Origin of the sequence: Actibacterium sp. 188UL27-1 (assembly GCF_016901225.1) — a bacterium.
Lineage (GTDB): Bacteria > Pseudomonadota > Alphaproteobacteria > Rhodobacterales > Rhodobacteraceae > 188UL27-1.
In genome coordinates this window covers 99,270-113,754 of record NZ_JAFEUL010000010.1, presented here as the reverse complement: position 1 = coordinate 113,754, position 14,485 = coordinate 99,270, and the positions used below count along the sequence as shown (strand labels likewise).

Annotated in this window: 10 protein-coding genes; 6 read left to right on the top strand and 4 right to left on the bottom strand. The window is 62.1% G+C overall.

The features are described from left to right. The first annotated feature begins 112 nt into the window (after nucleotides 1–112). From IU397_RS14330 to IU397_RS14315, 4 genes are all read left to right on the top strand, one after another. The gene (locus IU397_RS14330; protein ID WP_204414919.1) at nucleotides 113–1,177 is read left to right on the top strand and encodes a hypothetical protein; all 1,065 of its coding nucleotides are present in this window, start codon (nucleotides 113–115) and stop codon (nucleotides 1,175–1,177) included. Beyond that, entirely contained in the window at nucleotides 1,174–2,766 is a 1,593-nt protein-coding gene (locus IU397_RS14325) for an ABC transporter ATP-binding protein (protein ID WP_204414912.1), read from the top strand. The genes IU397_RS14330 and IU397_RS14325 overlap by 4 nt, the downstream gene beginning before the upstream one ends. Nucleotides 2,767–2,779: 13 nt before the next feature. Further along, the gene (locus tag IU397_RS14320; protein ID WP_204414910.1) at nucleotides 2,780–4,408 is read left to right on the top strand and encodes a HAMP domain-containing sensor histidine kinase; all 1,629 of its coding nucleotides are present in this window, start codon (nucleotides 2,780–2,782) and stop codon (nucleotides 4,406–4,408) included. 95 nt (nucleotides 4,409–4,503) lie between these two features. Then, the gene (locus IU397_RS14315; RefSeq protein ID WP_204414908.1) at nucleotides 4,504–5,175 is read left to right on the top strand and encodes a response regulator transcription factor; all 672 of its coding nucleotides are present in this window, start codon (nucleotides 4,504–4,506) and stop codon (nucleotides 5,173–5,175) included. 430 nt (nucleotides 5,176–5,605) lie between these two features. Here the strand turns inward: IU397_RS14315 and IU397_RS14310 are convergent, their stop codons facing one another. Next, nucleotides 5,606–6,025: a PaaI family thioesterase gene (locus IU397_RS14310; protein WP_204414906.1), complete on the bottom strand. Its 420-nt coding sequence runs from the start codon at nucleotides 6,023–6,025 to the stop codon at nucleotides 5,606–5,608. A gap of 3 nt (nucleotides 6,026–6,028) precedes the next feature. Further along, a complete protein-coding gene (gene ileS / locus IU397_RS14305) occupies nucleotides 6,029–9,010 on the bottom strand; it encodes an isoleucine--tRNA ligase (protein WP_204414904.1) in 2,982 nt (993 codons plus the stop codon). 266 nt (nucleotides 9,011–9,276) lie between these two features. Here ileS and IU397_RS14300 point away from each other — a divergent pair, with 266 nt between their 5' ends. Beyond that, nucleotides 9,277–10,512 carry an NAD(P)/FAD-dependent oxidoreductase gene (locus tag IU397_RS14300; RefSeq protein WP_204414902.1) on the top strand — a complete coding sequence of 412 codons (1,236 nt, stop codon included), beginning with the start codon at nucleotides 9,277–9,279 and terminating at the stop codon, nucleotides 10,510–10,512. Continuing rightward, complete coding sequence (locus tag IU397_RS14295) at nucleotides 10,457–11,026, top strand: GNAT family N-acetyltransferase (protein WP_239479813.1); 570 nt, start codon at nucleotides 10,457–10,459, stop codon at nucleotides 11,024–11,026. Before IU397_RS14300 ends, IU397_RS14295 begins: the two co-directional genes overlap by 56 nt. 18 nt (nucleotides 11,027–11,044) lie before the next feature. Here the strand turns inward: IU397_RS14295 and IU397_RS14290 are convergent, their stop codons facing one another. After that, on the bottom strand, nucleotides 11,045–11,728 hold the full coding sequence (locus IU397_RS14290) for a cell wall hydrolase (protein ID WP_204414898.1): 684 nt from the start codon (nucleotides 11,726–11,728) through the stop codon (nucleotides 11,045–11,047). Nucleotides 11,729–11,865: 137 nt separating this feature from the next. Further along, nucleotides 11,866–14,439, bottom strand: coding sequence for a putative PEP-binding protein (locus IU397_RS14285; protein WP_204414896.1), 2,574 nt, complete (start codon nucleotides 14,437–14,439; stop codon nucleotides 11,866–11,868). Nucleotides 14,440–14,485 lie beyond the last annotated feature (46 nt).

Genomic DNA, 14,485 nt, shown 5'->3' with positions numbered 1-14,485 from the left:
TCATGTGGCGTTCATTTAGGCCGAGACCTGACATTCATCACCCGTTCCAAACCGCTTCAGTCGCCGGGTCCATAAGGGTTGCATTGAACAACTGAACAGGTGGAGCAGACCCATGACATTGATGCAGAGTTTCGACCACGCCCTTTGTGAAAATGCAAAATGGGCGTTCACGACGCGGCGCGTGGATCGCGCGGATGTGGCGGCGCTGAGTACGCAATACGAGCAGGCCCGGGCCGGTGATCTGGTGCTGTGCCAGATCCTGGAAGTGGGCCAGCACAAGAAGCTGCAACTGGCGGAGCGCCGCGCCTCTCTGAGCTATCCCGGTGATCTGGTGGTGGTGTGCCTGGGCGACCGGTATGCACCGGATCAGTTCATGGCCAAGGCAGAGGTCAGCAACGGCATCCTGCAACTGGCGGCCGGTGGCGGTGTCGCAGGAACGATCGAAGCGGCCCATGCCCGAATGGAGGAGCCCACCAGCCTGTTGCCGCTTGGCCTTTTGAAGACGGCCATGGGCAACGTGATCAATGTCGCCGACTATGCCTTGCCCCCGATTGCCGCCAATGATGATGTGACTGTTCTGGGTGTGTTTGGTGCATCAATGAATTCGGGCAAGACCACTGCCGCCGCAAGCCTGGCCCATGGGCTAAAGCAGGCGGGTTATACCGTGGCGGGAGTCAAGGCGACAGGGACCGGCGCCTTTGGCGATTACAACGCCTTTGAAGATGCCGGCGTGCCCGTGACCGACTTCACCGATGTCGGCATGGCGACGACCTATAGGATGCCGCTGGAAAAGGTGGAGCAGGGCTTTGATACGCTTGTGGCCACGGCGGCGCAGGACGGCGCCCAGATCGTGGTGGTCGAGATTGCCGATGGCGTCTTTCAGCAGGAAACGCGGGCGATCCTGAACCAGTCACGCATCCGCAACCGGCTGGACGGTATTCTGTTTGCGGCCCCCGACGCGCTGAGCGCGCTGGGCGGTGTCACCGTGCTCGAGCGCCATGGGTTCAGCCCGTTCGCGATCTCGGGCATGCTCACTCTATCCCCCCTTGCCACGGCGGAGGCTGCGGATGTGACCGGTTTGCCGATCCTGTCCCGCGAGGAGCTGTGGGATGGTCACGCGATTGCGGGCCATGTGGAGCCGTTGATGCGGCGGGCCAAGGGCTTTGCCGCGGCATGACCCTCCTTCCCCGGGTGATTGCGGAGGATCGCATGATCGATGCGGTCCTCCTTCCGCTGTTTGGCATGGGTCAGGCTGTTGCCTTGGGTATCGGCGCGTTTGCCACCCGGGCCGCATTCATCAGCCTGCATGACGGCCATGCCCCCACGCCGGACATTCTGATCCGGCTCATCGGTGCCGGCTTGGCCGCTGCATTGCTGGAATTCATCGCGCGCTGGCGGGCGGAGGCCCTGGGGCAAAGCTATGCCAATGGTTTGCGGCTGAGGCTTTATGCCCATCTTGCAGGCATGTCGCGGCGCGCCGTCGCAGAACGACGGGTGGGCGCGCTATCGCTGCGTTTCGTCGGTGATCTGTCGGCTGCGCGCAACTGGTTTGGCAAGGGCCTACCGCGCACGATCGCCGCGATCTGCATCCTGCCCGGTGCGGCCATTGTCTTGTGGTTGATGGATCCGCGATTGGCGGTTGCTGGGATCCTGCCGCTGGGCCTGTCGCTTTTGCTCATGCTGATCGCCGCCGTCGGTTTGCAGCGCCGCCATCGCAAGCTGCGGTCCCGGCGGGCCGGCATCTCGATCCAGATGATGGAGCGGATCGCGATTTCCCCCGAACTGGACCTGCTGGACCGGACAGACCGGGAACTGTCGGATCTGGCGGAGAATGGCGTGAAACTACGCGACAACGCCCTGGCCCGGACCGGCCTTGCCGGCACCTTGCGCCTGTTTCCGCAGATCGGGGCGGCGCTGGGTGGGGCTGCCATCCTGTGGACGACGGGCACGGCGGGCATCGCCCCCGGGACAGCCGCTGCGTGTTTGGCATTTCTGGCATTGCTGACCCTTCCGCTGCAGCAATTGTCGGATGCCTGGGATCAGCTTTGCGCCTGGCGGATTGCCCGGGAAAAAGCGCTGGTGCTGCTGAACGGACCCAGCCAACGGCGCACGATAGAACGCCGGGGCCGCCCCGTCGCCGTGCGTGTCGAAGGGGTCGTGAACAACCGTCCCATCGCGTTGAGCATCCCGGCCCGCCACAGGGTTAAGATCGCCGGGCGGGGTGGATCGGGCAAGTCTATCCTGGCCACCGCCCTTGCGGGGCTGGATCAAGGTGACGATCTGCGCGTGTCTTATGATGGGCAAACCGCCCCCCTGCCCCGCATCGCCTTTATCGGCAACACACCTGTCGCGCTGCAGGGCAGCCTGCGCCGCGTCCTGTCCCTGGGGCTGTCCCCCCGTCCCCATAGTCGTGAGGTTCATACGATGGCCATCCTGTTTGGGCTTGGTGCCCTGATCGAACGTCTTGGCGGCATTCAAGGCCGCATCAGCGAAGCGGCCCGCAACATGTCCGATGGCGAAGGCCTGCGCGTGGATCTGACCCGCGCGGCCCTGTCCCAACCCGATCTGATCGTCGTCGATACCAATCGGCTTTGGGCTGATCCGGAGGGGGGTGAGATGTTGGACCTGCTGCGCAGCCGCACCAATGCGACACTGGTCTTTACCGGCCCCCCTGGGGAGGATGAAGGGTCAAACGCGACATTTGACCTAGACACCTGGACGGCGTTGGTGCCTGTTGCGCCAGCCGCCCCTACGAAAACACGCTGAACGGATCACCGACATGCGTATCACTCATCTGTTTCGCCTGTATGGCGCCTTCTATGTGGCGATCATCCTGCTGCTGTCCACAATCACGCTGTGGAACCTGGAACGCACCCGGTTCTGGGATGCGCGGATCGACCTGGCGCAGACCTCCTATCACGCGCATCTGTCCTTGCAGTCGCATACCTATCAGTTGCTCAAGCAGCATGCCGATGCGTTGCTGATCGGCGACCGGGACCGGGGCAAGCTGGAAGAGGAACTGGGCCGCCTGATCGCCAATGACATTTCCGTCATTCGCGCGGCCATCGGGCGGGAGATCGAGCTTGTGGGCGAGGAGGAAATCGAAGAGCTTGCCCAGCTCGCGCGGATCGAGACGGAGGTGACCCGCCTGACCTCGGCCCTGTCCAGCCTATCAAGCACGAAACAACCGCTGGGCACCGAGGCGCGCACCGAGCGGTTGGTCGATATTCTGGATCGGCAGATCGACATCTCCCTGTCCAGCATGATCAATGAGGCGCTGGCCGAAGAACGGGAAGAAGTTGAAGAGACGACGGCGGAGGCCGCTGCGTTTCGGGCTGCCAGCCGACAGGCGGTGATCACCAGCGTGATCCTGGCGCTGGCTTTTCTTGTGATCTCCACCATGTCGTTTCGGTGGTTGATCCGGCAGCCCCTGGACCGTTTGGTCTCTGTTGTCCGGCAGTTTGAAGCCGGGCAGTTTTCGCGCGACGTGCGGGTCGGCGGCGGCAAGGAGTTTCAGGAACTGGGTGCTGTTTTGAATGACATGGCTGCGGGGCTGATGGTGAAAGAGGTCAGCCGCAAAGAGCACAGGGACCGATTGGAAAGCATGGTGAGCGCCCGTACCAACGAGTTGGAAACCCTGTTGAGGCGCATTGAGCAGAACGAGAAGAACCGCCGTCAACTGATGGCCGATATCAGCCATGAATTGCGCACGCCCCTGACGATCATCCAGGGGGAAGCCGAGGTCACGCTGCGCCACGGCGATCAGCCGATTGCGGTTTATGCCGACGCTCTGTCGCGGATCAAGGAATCGGCCCGTCACACCGTTCGGATCGTCAATGACATGTTGCTGGTGGCCCGGCAGGAGGCCGATCAACTGCGCCTTGAGCTGCAAAACATCAACATGCGCGTGATCCTGAAGGAGGCGATCGATATCTTTCCTGGCAAGGTCGATTTGATCGATGAGTTGGAAACGGAACCCCGGGTGCGTGTCGATGCCGTTCGGATGCGGCAATGCCTGCTGGCGGTTTTTCAGAATGCGCGCCGCTATGGCGGACCCGATATCGTGGCCCGCCTGAACGAGACTTCCGATCATCTGCACATCATCGTCGAGGATAACGGCCCCGGCATGAGCGACGCGGATCGTGCCCAGGCCTTTGACCGTTTTTTTCGTGGCAACAATGCCTCGCGCGGTGATGATGAAGGTACGGGTCTGGGCCTGCCCATTGTCCGCTCGATCATGGAGGCCCATGGCGGCACGGTCGAGTTGCAAAACGGACCGGAAAGCGGTCTGCAGGTCAACCTGAGATTGCCAAAACGAAAGCCGGTCAGCCTGATTTCGACGGACACTGCCCAAACCCCAAAAATCAACGGCGTAAACCAGCCCTATACCGGCAGTTTAAGCCCATAAACCCTGCGTAAAACGCAAGGCTTCTAAACCCGACCCGTATGGTGTGCTGGCCAATAAAGCTTTTTTCCTCCAACAAGCAAAGTTGGAGGCGGATGATGAACATATTGCTGATCGAAGATGAAATGCGGGTGGCCGATTTTGTCAGGCGCGGATTGTCGGCGGAGGGTTGGTCGGTACAACATGCGCCGGATGGCGAGACGGGTATCGAGTTCCTGGAGCAATACAGCTTTGATGTGGTTCTGCTGGACCTGATGCTGCCCGGGGTCAGCGGCCATGACGTGTGTCGCAAGGTCCGGGCGCGCAAGAACATAACGCCGATCCTGATGCTTAGCGCGCTGGATGCAACCGAAGAACGTGTGGATGGATTGAGGGTGGGGGCCGATGATTATCTGCCCAAACCCTTTGACTTTGATGAGCTGGTGGCCCGGATCGAAGCGCTGCACCGCCGCGCTGGCAAATATACCGAGACCGAGGATCGGCAGGTCCTGTCCCATGGCACCATCACGTTTGACAAGACATCCCTGATCGTCACGGTTGGTGACAAAAATCTGGATCTGTCCAGCAAGGAACGCGATCTGTTGCTGCTGTTTCTGTCAAATCCCGGTCGGGTTCTGTCGCGGGAGCGGATCCTGAACACCGTCTGGGGTATGAATGCCGATCCCATGACGAATGTGGTGGATGTCTATGTCGGGCGGCTGCGCCGCAAACTGGGGGATGAGGCGGACCGGATCGTAACCCTGCGCAACATCGGCTATCGTTTTGAATAGGCAGCCGGGGCCGCCCCCCAGTCTAACAGCTTCGTGAGAGGCCGTGTTTTGGCTCGACGGGTGGAAAATGCCACATATTCCATACGGGTCGGGTTTTGAAACGGGCGGTTGGCGGCGCGCAAATCCTGATCCCGCACGGATCACGACACGGGCCCAGAAGGGCATCCTGGCACATGGTACCTTGCGCGTATTCGCCCCGGTTATCGCTGTATGTTTGCATGTCGGGGCTGACCGAAACATCGTCTGCGGCACCCGCATGGGCGGCCCTTTTCTGGCGGTGTGAGCGGGGGGCAGGTCTCCATCCTACCTCGCCCCCCGCGCCCTGAAGTGGTGCGCGCAAGGGTTCCCGCATCAGGCATCACTTAACGCTACCGCGTTGAAATCGCTGGTTTCAGGCAGCGATACCTGATCCAAGGCAGTGCAAAACGCCCTAGTTTCGCGGCATCACGGCCATCAACGTGCAACTCATGGTGGCGATCAGCTTTTCGGAACCGGCCGTGATGCCCAGGGCCTGTCCGTCAGCGACGGTAATCGACCGGCCCGCTTTCACGACAATGCCCTCAAACCGGAATGTCTCTCCCTGTGCGGGGCGCAGGAAGTTGGTCTTGAACTCCACCGTCAGAACTTCAGCCCCGTCCGGCATCTGGGTATAGGCGGCATAACCGCAGGCACTGTCTAACGCGGTGGTCACGATGCCTGCATGGATGAACCCATGCTGCTGGACCAAAAGGTCATTGAACGGCATCTCCAGCACCACTTTGCCCGGTTCCACATTCGCGAGGGAGATGCCGAGTGTTTGCATGATGATCTGCTGCGCAAAGCTGTCGCGCACAATTTGAGAGCGGTCCATCGATCACCCCAACGCAACGTTGCAGCGGGCGCAGACGCCCGGATGCCGGTGGCTGCCAACATCGGGCAGGATCTTCCAGCAGCGCTGGCATTTCTGGCCCTCCGCCTTGGCAAAGACGACGGCCACGCCTTCGGTTTCGGGAAGGGTAAAGGCACCGTCCGGGGCTGGATCGCCCGTCAGCCCGATGTCGGAGGTGATGCACAGATCCGCCAGATCGACCGACGCCAAGGCGCTGCGCAACCCGTCATCGGCGACATGGACCATCGGCGCGGCTTCCAACGAGGCACCAATGACCTTGTCGGTGCGTTGCACCTCTAACGCCGCCGTTACCACCCGCCGGGCACCGCGGATGCTGGCCCATTTCGCGGCCAGGGCATCATCACGCCAATTGGCGGGCGTTTCAGGCATGTCCTGCAAGTGGACCGAGCTATCGTCACCCGGGAACCGCTCCAGCCAGACCTCTTCCATCGTGAAGACCAGGACGGGGGCCAGCCAGGTCGTCAGCCGGTGAAACAGGATGTCCAGCACCGTTTGCGCCGACCGGCGGGTCAGGCTGTCCGGCCCGTCGCAATACAATGCGTCCTTGCGGATGTCGAAGTAGAACGAGGAGAGGTCCACCGTGGCGAAGGTGAAGATCGCCTGGAACACACCCTGGAAGTCATAGGCGGCGTAACCTTCGCGCACCTTCTGATCCAGTTCGGCCAACCGGTGCAGGACCCAGCGTTCAAGCTCCGGCATCTCGGCCGCATCCACGGCCTGCCCGTCATAATCGGATAGCGAGCCGAGCATAAACCGCATCGTGTTGCGCAACCGGCGATAGCTGTCGGCCACGCCTTTCAGGATCTCTGGCCCGATGCGCTGATCGTTAGTGTAGTCGGTCTGGGCGACCCAAAGACGCAGGATATCGGCGCCATATTGCTTGACCACGGTGTCTGGTACGATGGTATTGCCAAGCGATTTGGACATCTTGTTGCCCTTCTCGTCCAGCGTGAAGCCGTGGGTCAGCACCCCGCGATAGGGCGCGCGGCCTTGGGTGCCACAGCTTTGCAGCATGGAGGAATGGAACCAGCCGCGGTGCTGATCGGTGCCCTCCAAGTACAGATCGGCCAGACCATCCTCGGACCCATCCGCCCGGTCGCGCAGGACAAAGGCATGGGTCGACCCGCTATCAAACCACACATCCAAGATGTCAAAGACTTGCTCATAGTCTTCGGCGTTGTGTTCATTGCCCAGGAACCGCTCCTTGGCGCCGTCTTCGTACCAGGCGTCGGCGCCTTCTTCCTCAAACGCGGCGACGATCCGGGCATTGACCGCCTCATCACGCAGCAGAAAATCCGGCGCATCGGGACGTGCGCCTTTCTTGACGAAACAGGTCAAGGGCACGCCCCAGGCGCGCTGGCGGCTCAGCACCCAATCAGGCCGCGCCTCGATCATCGAATACAGGCGGTTGCGTCCGGTCTGCGGGGTCCAGGTGACAAGCTGGTCGATGCTGGTCAGGGCCCGTTCCCGAATGGTCGTCCCATAGGCGTCCTGCCCATCGCCCAGCGGTTTATCGATCGCGGCAAACCATTGCGGCGTGTTGCGATAGATCACCGGGGCCTTCGACCGCCAGGAATGCGGATAGCTATGTTTCAACCGGCCACGCGCCAGCAATCGCCCGGCCTCGACCAGCTTGTCGATGACCGCCTTATTGGCACCGCCTTCCTTCCCCTTAGGGTTGATGATCACTTCACCCCCAAAGAACGGCAGATCCGCCCGGTAAGAGCCGTCTTCCAGCACGTTATAAGTCATCGGCAGGCCATGCTGCTGGCCGATCTTATAGTCATCATCGCCGTGGCTCGGCGCCGTATGAACGAAGCCCGTGCCCGCATCGTCGGTCACATGGTCGCCGGGCAGCAGTGGTACGTCATAGTCCCACTCGCCCGCCGCGCCCTCGACCTTGTGGAGGGGGTGCGCGCTGGTGATGCCGCTCAGTAGACCCGGGCCGATATCCCGCAGGCGGCGATACATGTCCGGCTCCAGCCGCGCAGCGCGCAGCACCTCTTCGGCCAGGTTGTCGGCCAGGATCACCCGCTCCCCGATCCGGGCCCAGCACTCTTCCGGCCGCCCGGTGATCTGATACAGGCCATAGCTGACATCGGGGTTATAACAGATCGCCCGGTTCTGGGGGATCGTCCACGGTGTCGTCGTCCAGATCACGACCGATGCACCGCCCAGCATCGTGCTGATCGCCTGGTACAACTCCATCACACCGGCTTCGCTATCGCCGCCTTCGGCCTTCAGCTCGGCCAGGAAAGCATCATTGCCCTCAAGTTTTAGGATCGGGAAGCGCACCCAGATCATATGGCTTTGGTGGTCGTGATACTCGACCTCCGCCTCGGCCAGGGCCGTCTTTTCCACCGGCGACCACATGACGGGTTTCGATCCCTGATAGAGCGCACCGTTCATGAGGAATTTCTGGAACTCCGCGGCGATGGTCGCCTCGGCATGGTAGTCCATGGTGATGTAGGGCGCGCCCCACGTGCCGGTCACGCCCAGCCGCTTGAACTCATCGCGCTGAATATCGATCCAGCCTTCGGCAAATTCGCGGCATTCGCGCCGGAATTCCACCACCGGCACATCATCCTTGTTCTGGCCCTTCTGGCGGTACTTCTCTTCGATCTTCCACTCGATGGGCAGGCCGTGGCAGTCCCAACCGGGGATGTAGCGCGCATCGCGGCCCATCATCTGTTGGGAGCGTACCACCATATCCTTCAGGATCTTATTCAGCGCATGCCCGATATGGAGGTGCCCATTGGCATAGGGCGGCCCGTCATGGAGAGTGAAGGGCGCGCGCCCCTCTTTCTCCCGCAGGCGCTCATAGATCCCGATCCTCTCCCACCGCGCCAACCAGTCCGGCTCCCGTTTGGGTAGACCGGCGCGCATTGGGAAATCGGTTTTGGGCAGGCGAAGGGTGTCTTTATAGTCCGGCGTCTCGGCGCACATGGGCGTGGGTGTCCTTGAGATTTTGGGAAAGGATCGCGACGGTCGCGGGCTGCAGATCGGCAACAGCCATGTCCCGGCAGCTCTGGATCAGAGCGCCGGGCCCGTAATTCGCGGTATGTTTGCGATGCCCAAGTACATGTCGGGCGTTATACGCATGGCACTTTGTAAGGTAAAGACCGGGCTGTCCGTCGTATTGCGCCAATCCGCCCTTTCGCTTTTGACCCCAAACACGCCACATACAGGCTTGGTTAACGAAAGGGTATTTCATGAAGATTGGCATAGCAGGGGCCGGGATCGGCGGATTGGCCGCCGCCGCATTGCTGGCCCGTGACGGGCACCAGGTGACCATTTTCGATCAGTTCGACCAGCCCCGCCCCGTCGGCTCCGGCCTGGTGATCCAACCGGTTGGCCAACATGTGCTGGACATCGCAGGGGCTGGGGACGCCGCACGGGCCAAGGGGGCCCAGATCCACCAGATGCTGGGCCTGGAGGTCATTCATCAAAAACCTGTTCTCGATGTCACCTATGACCCCGCGGGACAGGGTCACCACGGCCTGGCCATCCATCGCGCCAGCCTGTTCGACGCGTTGCTTGACGCAGTATCGGTGGCCGAGACCGACCTGCAGCCATCATCGCGCATCATCGCAACGCATTTGGGCAGCGAGGGGCGCCGGTTGGAGCACGCAGACGGCACGCAAAGCCAGGCGTTCGACCTGGTGATCGATGCCAGCGGGGCAACCTCTGCCCTGTCGCCGCTCCGGGGCAAGACCCTGCCCTATGGCGCGATCTGGGGTACGGTGCCCTGGCCCGATGGCACCGATCTGCCCCCGACCCAGCTGAGCCAGCGCTACCGCTATGCCGAACATATGATCGGGGTATTGCCCATCGGCGCGCTGCCCGGTGCCGACACGCCCATGGCCGCGATCTTTTGGTCCATGCCCGAAGGCGACCATGACACATGGCGCGCAGCTCCGCTGGATCAGTGGAAGGCCGAAGCCATGACCCTCTGGCCCGCCATGGCGCCCTTTCTTGAAACAGTGCAACGCCACGATGACATGACAATGGCGCGCTACACCCATGGCACATTGAATACCCCGGTGGCCGAGCGTTTGGTCTATCTGGGCGATGCCGCCCACCGCGCCAGCCCGCAACTGGGCCAGGGGGCCAATATGGCGTTGCTGGATGCTTATGCACTGGCCTGGTCGCTCCGGCAGAGCAATGATTTGACCAATGCACTGGCGCTTTATGTCCGGACCCGCCGTTGGCATGTGCGCATCTATCAGGCCATGAGCTGGGCTTTCACCCCGCAATACCAGTCAGACAGTCGCACCCTGCCTTGGATCCGCGACAATATCATGATGCCGGTCTCGCGTATCCCGCCAGTTCCGCGTATCCTCAGCGCCTTGGTCTGCGGCACCCTGGTGACCCCCGTGGCGGGGGAGCCCTATGCCCACGGTCGCCCTGCCGGATTGGCCCAACCCAGCACTGCAAATGCCGAGTGAGGCTGACATGAACATTCGCCCTGAAAGCCCCAAAGACCACGCCATCATCCGCAGGATCACGGCTGACGCGTTCGCCCCCATGGCCTTTAGCGACGGGACCGAGGCTGACCTGATCCACGATCTGCGAAAAGAAGGCGACCTGATCCTGTCGCTGGTGGCAGAGGAGGATGACACCGTGCTGGGGCACATCGCCTTTTCACCCGTCACCATCGCAAACCGGCATGATGGATGGTTCGGCCTCGGGCCCATTGCCGTTACGCCAGATCAGCAGCGCCGTGGCATCGGCACGGCGTTGATTGCCGCTGGTCTGACCTGGTTGACGGATCACGGCGCAAAAGGATGCGTCCTAACCGGAAATCCAAAGGTCTATGGCAGTTCGGGCTTTGAAAGCGACCCGGCGCTCACCTACCGAACCACGCCGACCGAGAACGTTCTGCGACGGATCCTGTCTGGTCCGGCGCCACGGGGTGAGGTAAGGTTCGCGCCTGCCTTTGAACGCGACCAGGGCGCGTAGGTCCTGCTGTAATCCCGGCTATGAACGGGGGTGACGGTAAAAGTAGTGCACACCGATCTTGGTTGTTCGCGGGAATTTGCGTGACCAGCGCGGCTTCACGGCTGTGGTGTGGTAATGCGTTGCCCCATCCGTCAGCACGCGGGGCGATCCGTCCAGCATCAACTGGGCAATCTTGCCTACCCGGTCAAATGCCGCTGGTTCCGAAATCCGTTCGGCATGTCCATCGCAAGTATAGGTGAACTGGCACTGGTAGCGCCCGCCGGTTCCCTGATGCACAACCCCGCAGACCGTGTTGGGGTACAGACCGGAATTGACCCGGTTCAGGATCACTTCCGCCACAGCAAACTGCCCCTTGATGCTTTCGCCCCGCGCCTCAAAGTACAGCGCCTCAGCCAAACAACGCCATTCCGCGCCACCGCGCGCGGCTGGAACACTGCGCAGCCAAGCGGCGGAATAGGTCGGGCGTCTGGCAGTGCCCTCGGCCTTGGCGGTTGCCCGGACAACGCGCGCGCCGCGTAACCGGTCCAAGCGTTTCTGATTCATGGACCGGAACACCTTATGCTCCTGGCCCAGCATCGTGCTGAGTTGTTGGCCGATCGCCCCGGCCGGGTTGTTCGATGTGGAAATCGTTGCTGGCTCGGCCACAGACATACCCGACACCATGATACAGCCCACCAGGGCCACCATTCCGATCAAACGCATTTTAAAACCCCAGGGCAGCGGCCGCCAGAACTGGGCGACCGGCGCAGGAGATAAGGTCTGCAGGTGAGCCTGTCCACCCTGACTGCAGCGCATCGGCAACAGAGTGATCATTTCGCCGCAACAGGCAGATTATCGCTTCACGGCACATCCGACTCAAACGTCTCCCGCGGCAGTTCGCGAGCATCCAGCGCCAGATGCGCGGCAGCCAAGCGCGCAATGGGGACGCGGAACGGCGAACAGGAGACGTAGTCGAACCCGGCTGCCCGGCAGAATGCGATGGCCGATGGATCGCCCGCATGCTCGCCACAGATCGATAGAGTAAGTTCGGGCCGTGCCCGGCGGCCCCGTTCCGCGCCCAGCAGCAGCAATTCACCCACACCGTCTTGATCCAGGCGGTGGAACGGATCCTCAGGATAAACGCCCTCGGACACATAGGTGCCCATGAAACGCCCTGCATCGTCGCGCGACAGGCCATAGGTCATCTGCGTCAGATCATTGGTGCCAAAGCTCAAAAAGGCAGAATGCCCCGCAATCTCACCGGCACGTAAGGCGGCACGGGGCGTTTCCACCATTACGCCGACGCGAAAGTCCAGTTCCGCACCGGTCTCGTTCTGGACAGCGGCTGCCACTGCCTCGATCCGCGTCTTGACCAGTTCGACCTCGCGCCGCGCCGTCACCAAGGGGATCATAATCTCGGGCACGACCTTCGGAGCGGCCTTGCCCACTTCGACCGTCGCCTCAAAGATCGCGCGCGCCTGCATGTTATATATCTCGGGCAGGGTCACCCCCAGCCTCACACCGCGCAGACCCAGCATCGGGTTGAACTCGGTCATGGCCTCAACCCGACGCGTCACCTCCGACAAAGGCAGATCCAGCCGTTCGGCCATCTCGCGCAGGCCTTCCCGGTCGGAGGGCAGGAATTCGTGTAAAGGTGGGTCAAACAGCCGGATGGTGACCGGCAGACCCTCCATGGCGCGGAACATGTCCACGAAATCGTTCCGCTGCATCGGCAGCAATCGGTCCAGGGCGCGCTGACGGTCCCCTGATTTATCGGCAAAGATCATCTCGCGCATGACCCCCATGCGCACATCATCGAAAAACATGTGTTCCGTTCGGCACAGCCCAATACCTTCAGCCGCAAAGGCGCGGGCGGTCTGCGCCTCGGCCAGGGTGTCGGCATTGGCCCGCACCCCGATATCGCGAGCCTCATCGGCCCAGCCCATCAAGGCATGAAAGCTGTCATCCAAGGCCGGTTCCATCATCGGCGCCTCGCCGGCAAGCAGCTCTCCAGACGTTCCGTCGAGCGTTACCAGATCACCTTCACGCAGTACCCGCCCATCGGCGGTCCCCAGTGTTTTCTTTCGCGTGCTCAGGCGCAGACCGGTGGCCCCCACCACGCATGGCAGTCCCAGGCCGCGGGCGATCACTGCGGCATGGCTGGTCATCCCCCCGCGTTCCGTCAAAATACCTTGGGCCACATGCATGCCGCGAATATCTTCCGGCATCGTCTCCCGCCGGATCAGGATGCAAGGCTCTCCCTGGGCCGCGCTGGTTTGGGCAGCGGCTGCGGAAAACACCAATCGGCCTGTGGCACCGCCGGGGCTGCCAGCGATCCCGCGGGCAATCACATCGCGCGAGGCTGCGTGGTCAACCTGGGGATGCAGCATCTCGGCCAGTGCTTGGGGGGCCACCCGCAACACGGCTTCTTGCTCTGAAATCACGCGATCCTTGGCCAAGGCAACCGCTGCACTCAGCCCCGCCCGGGTCGACCGGGCCGCCCGCACGGCATCCAGCACATGGAGTTGACCGTTTTCCAGCGTGAACTCGATCTCCATCTCCTCACGCAGCCTCTGGCGGCAGATCGCCCCGGCCTGCGTCAGTTCCGCAAAGGCGGCGTTTGCCACATCTTCCAGCGCAGGTCCGCGCGGATCACTGCGCAGAAACAGCGCGTCCTCCGGCGCCAGCAGCGCATCGCGGAACATGGATTGCCGCAGGTATCGCCCGTGGATCCGGGGGGCACCGGTGACGGGATTGATGAACTGCATCACACCTGACCCGCTTTCGCCTGGGCCAAAGCCCAGGGCCATTCGCTGAACCACCAGGCCAAGCCCGGCCCCATTCGGCGCACCCCGCGCCTGCCGCAACAACCGGGCAGAGGTGCTGTCCCACGCCCGCGCCATCGATCGCAGGACCTCGGCCAGTTGGACCGCGGGATCCTGAGGGAACGGCGTCTCAGCCTCCTCCTCAAACAAAACCAGCGCGCGGGCAACGGCGGCGGATGAGATCTCCGGATCATCAAAGATATCAGGGTCCAGACGGGCTACATCGACTGCATAGGCCTGAATGAACCGCAGATACAGCGCATCGGCCGCCTGATCCCCATGGGTATTGCGCAGATGGGCGTGCTGGCGGGCATTCATCCCGACATTTAACAATGCACCCGGCCCGCCCCATTGCTGATCCTGGCTGGACGGCCGGACCGAGACAAGCGGCAATGCCCCGAACACTGCCAACAATGCCGCCGTGTCGGGGGAGTGACCGGCCGCGATCCGGCCCACCGTATCAAATGGTAGCGAAACGGTCAGCGGCACCGGCAGATCAAGCCGAACCAGCCGTTGCAGGCACTTTGCCCGCCCGCCATGGGTGTCTGCTGCCATAACAGCGTCGGGTGTTACTTCGGTGAATTCCTTGAAATTACTGATTTTCTGCATTGCAGCATCCTATATTCAGCTGCAGCATACGCCTGAACACCATATA

Bases quoted from the DNA above. Each gene is read 5' to 3' on its own strand.
- IU397_RS14295 (WP_239479813.1), top strand. From the start codon at position 10,457: ATGCCCACGGTCGCCCTGCCGGATTGGCCCAACCCAGCACTGCAAATG.
- IU397_RS14315 (WP_204414908.1), top strand. From the start codon at position 4,504: ATGAACATATTGCTGATCGAAGATGAAATGCGGGTGGCCGATTTTGTC.
- IU397_RS14325 (WP_204414912.1), top strand. From the start codon at position 1,174: ATGACCCTCCTTCCCCGGGTGATTGCGGAGGATCGCATGATCGATGCG.
- ileS (WP_204414904.1), bottom strand. From the start codon at position 9,010: ATGTGCGCCGAGACGCCGGACTATAAAGACACCCTTCGCCTGCCCAAA.
- IU397_RS14290 (WP_204414898.1), bottom strand. From the start codon at position 11,728: ATGCGTTTGATCGGAATGGTGGCCCTGGTGGGCTGTATCATGGTGTCG.
- IU397_RS14300 (WP_204414902.1), top strand. From the start codon at position 9,277: ATGAAGATTGGCATAGCAGGGGCCGGGATCGGCGGATTGGCCGCCGCC.
- IU397_RS14285 (WP_204414896.1), bottom strand. From the start codon at position 14,439: ATGCAGAAAATCAGTAATTTCAAGGAATTCACCGAAGTAACACCCGAC.
- IU397_RS14320 (WP_204414910.1), top strand. From the start codon at position 2,780: ATGCGTATCACTCATCTGTTTCGCCTGTATGGCGCCTTCTATGTGGCG.
- IU397_RS14310 (WP_204414906.1), bottom strand. From the start codon at position 6,025: ATGGACCGCTCTCAAATTGTGCGCGACAGCTTTGCGCAGCAGATCATC.
- IU397_RS14330 (WP_204414919.1), top strand. From the start codon at position 113: ATGACATTGATGCAGAGTTTCGACCACGCCCTTTGTGAAAATGCAAAA.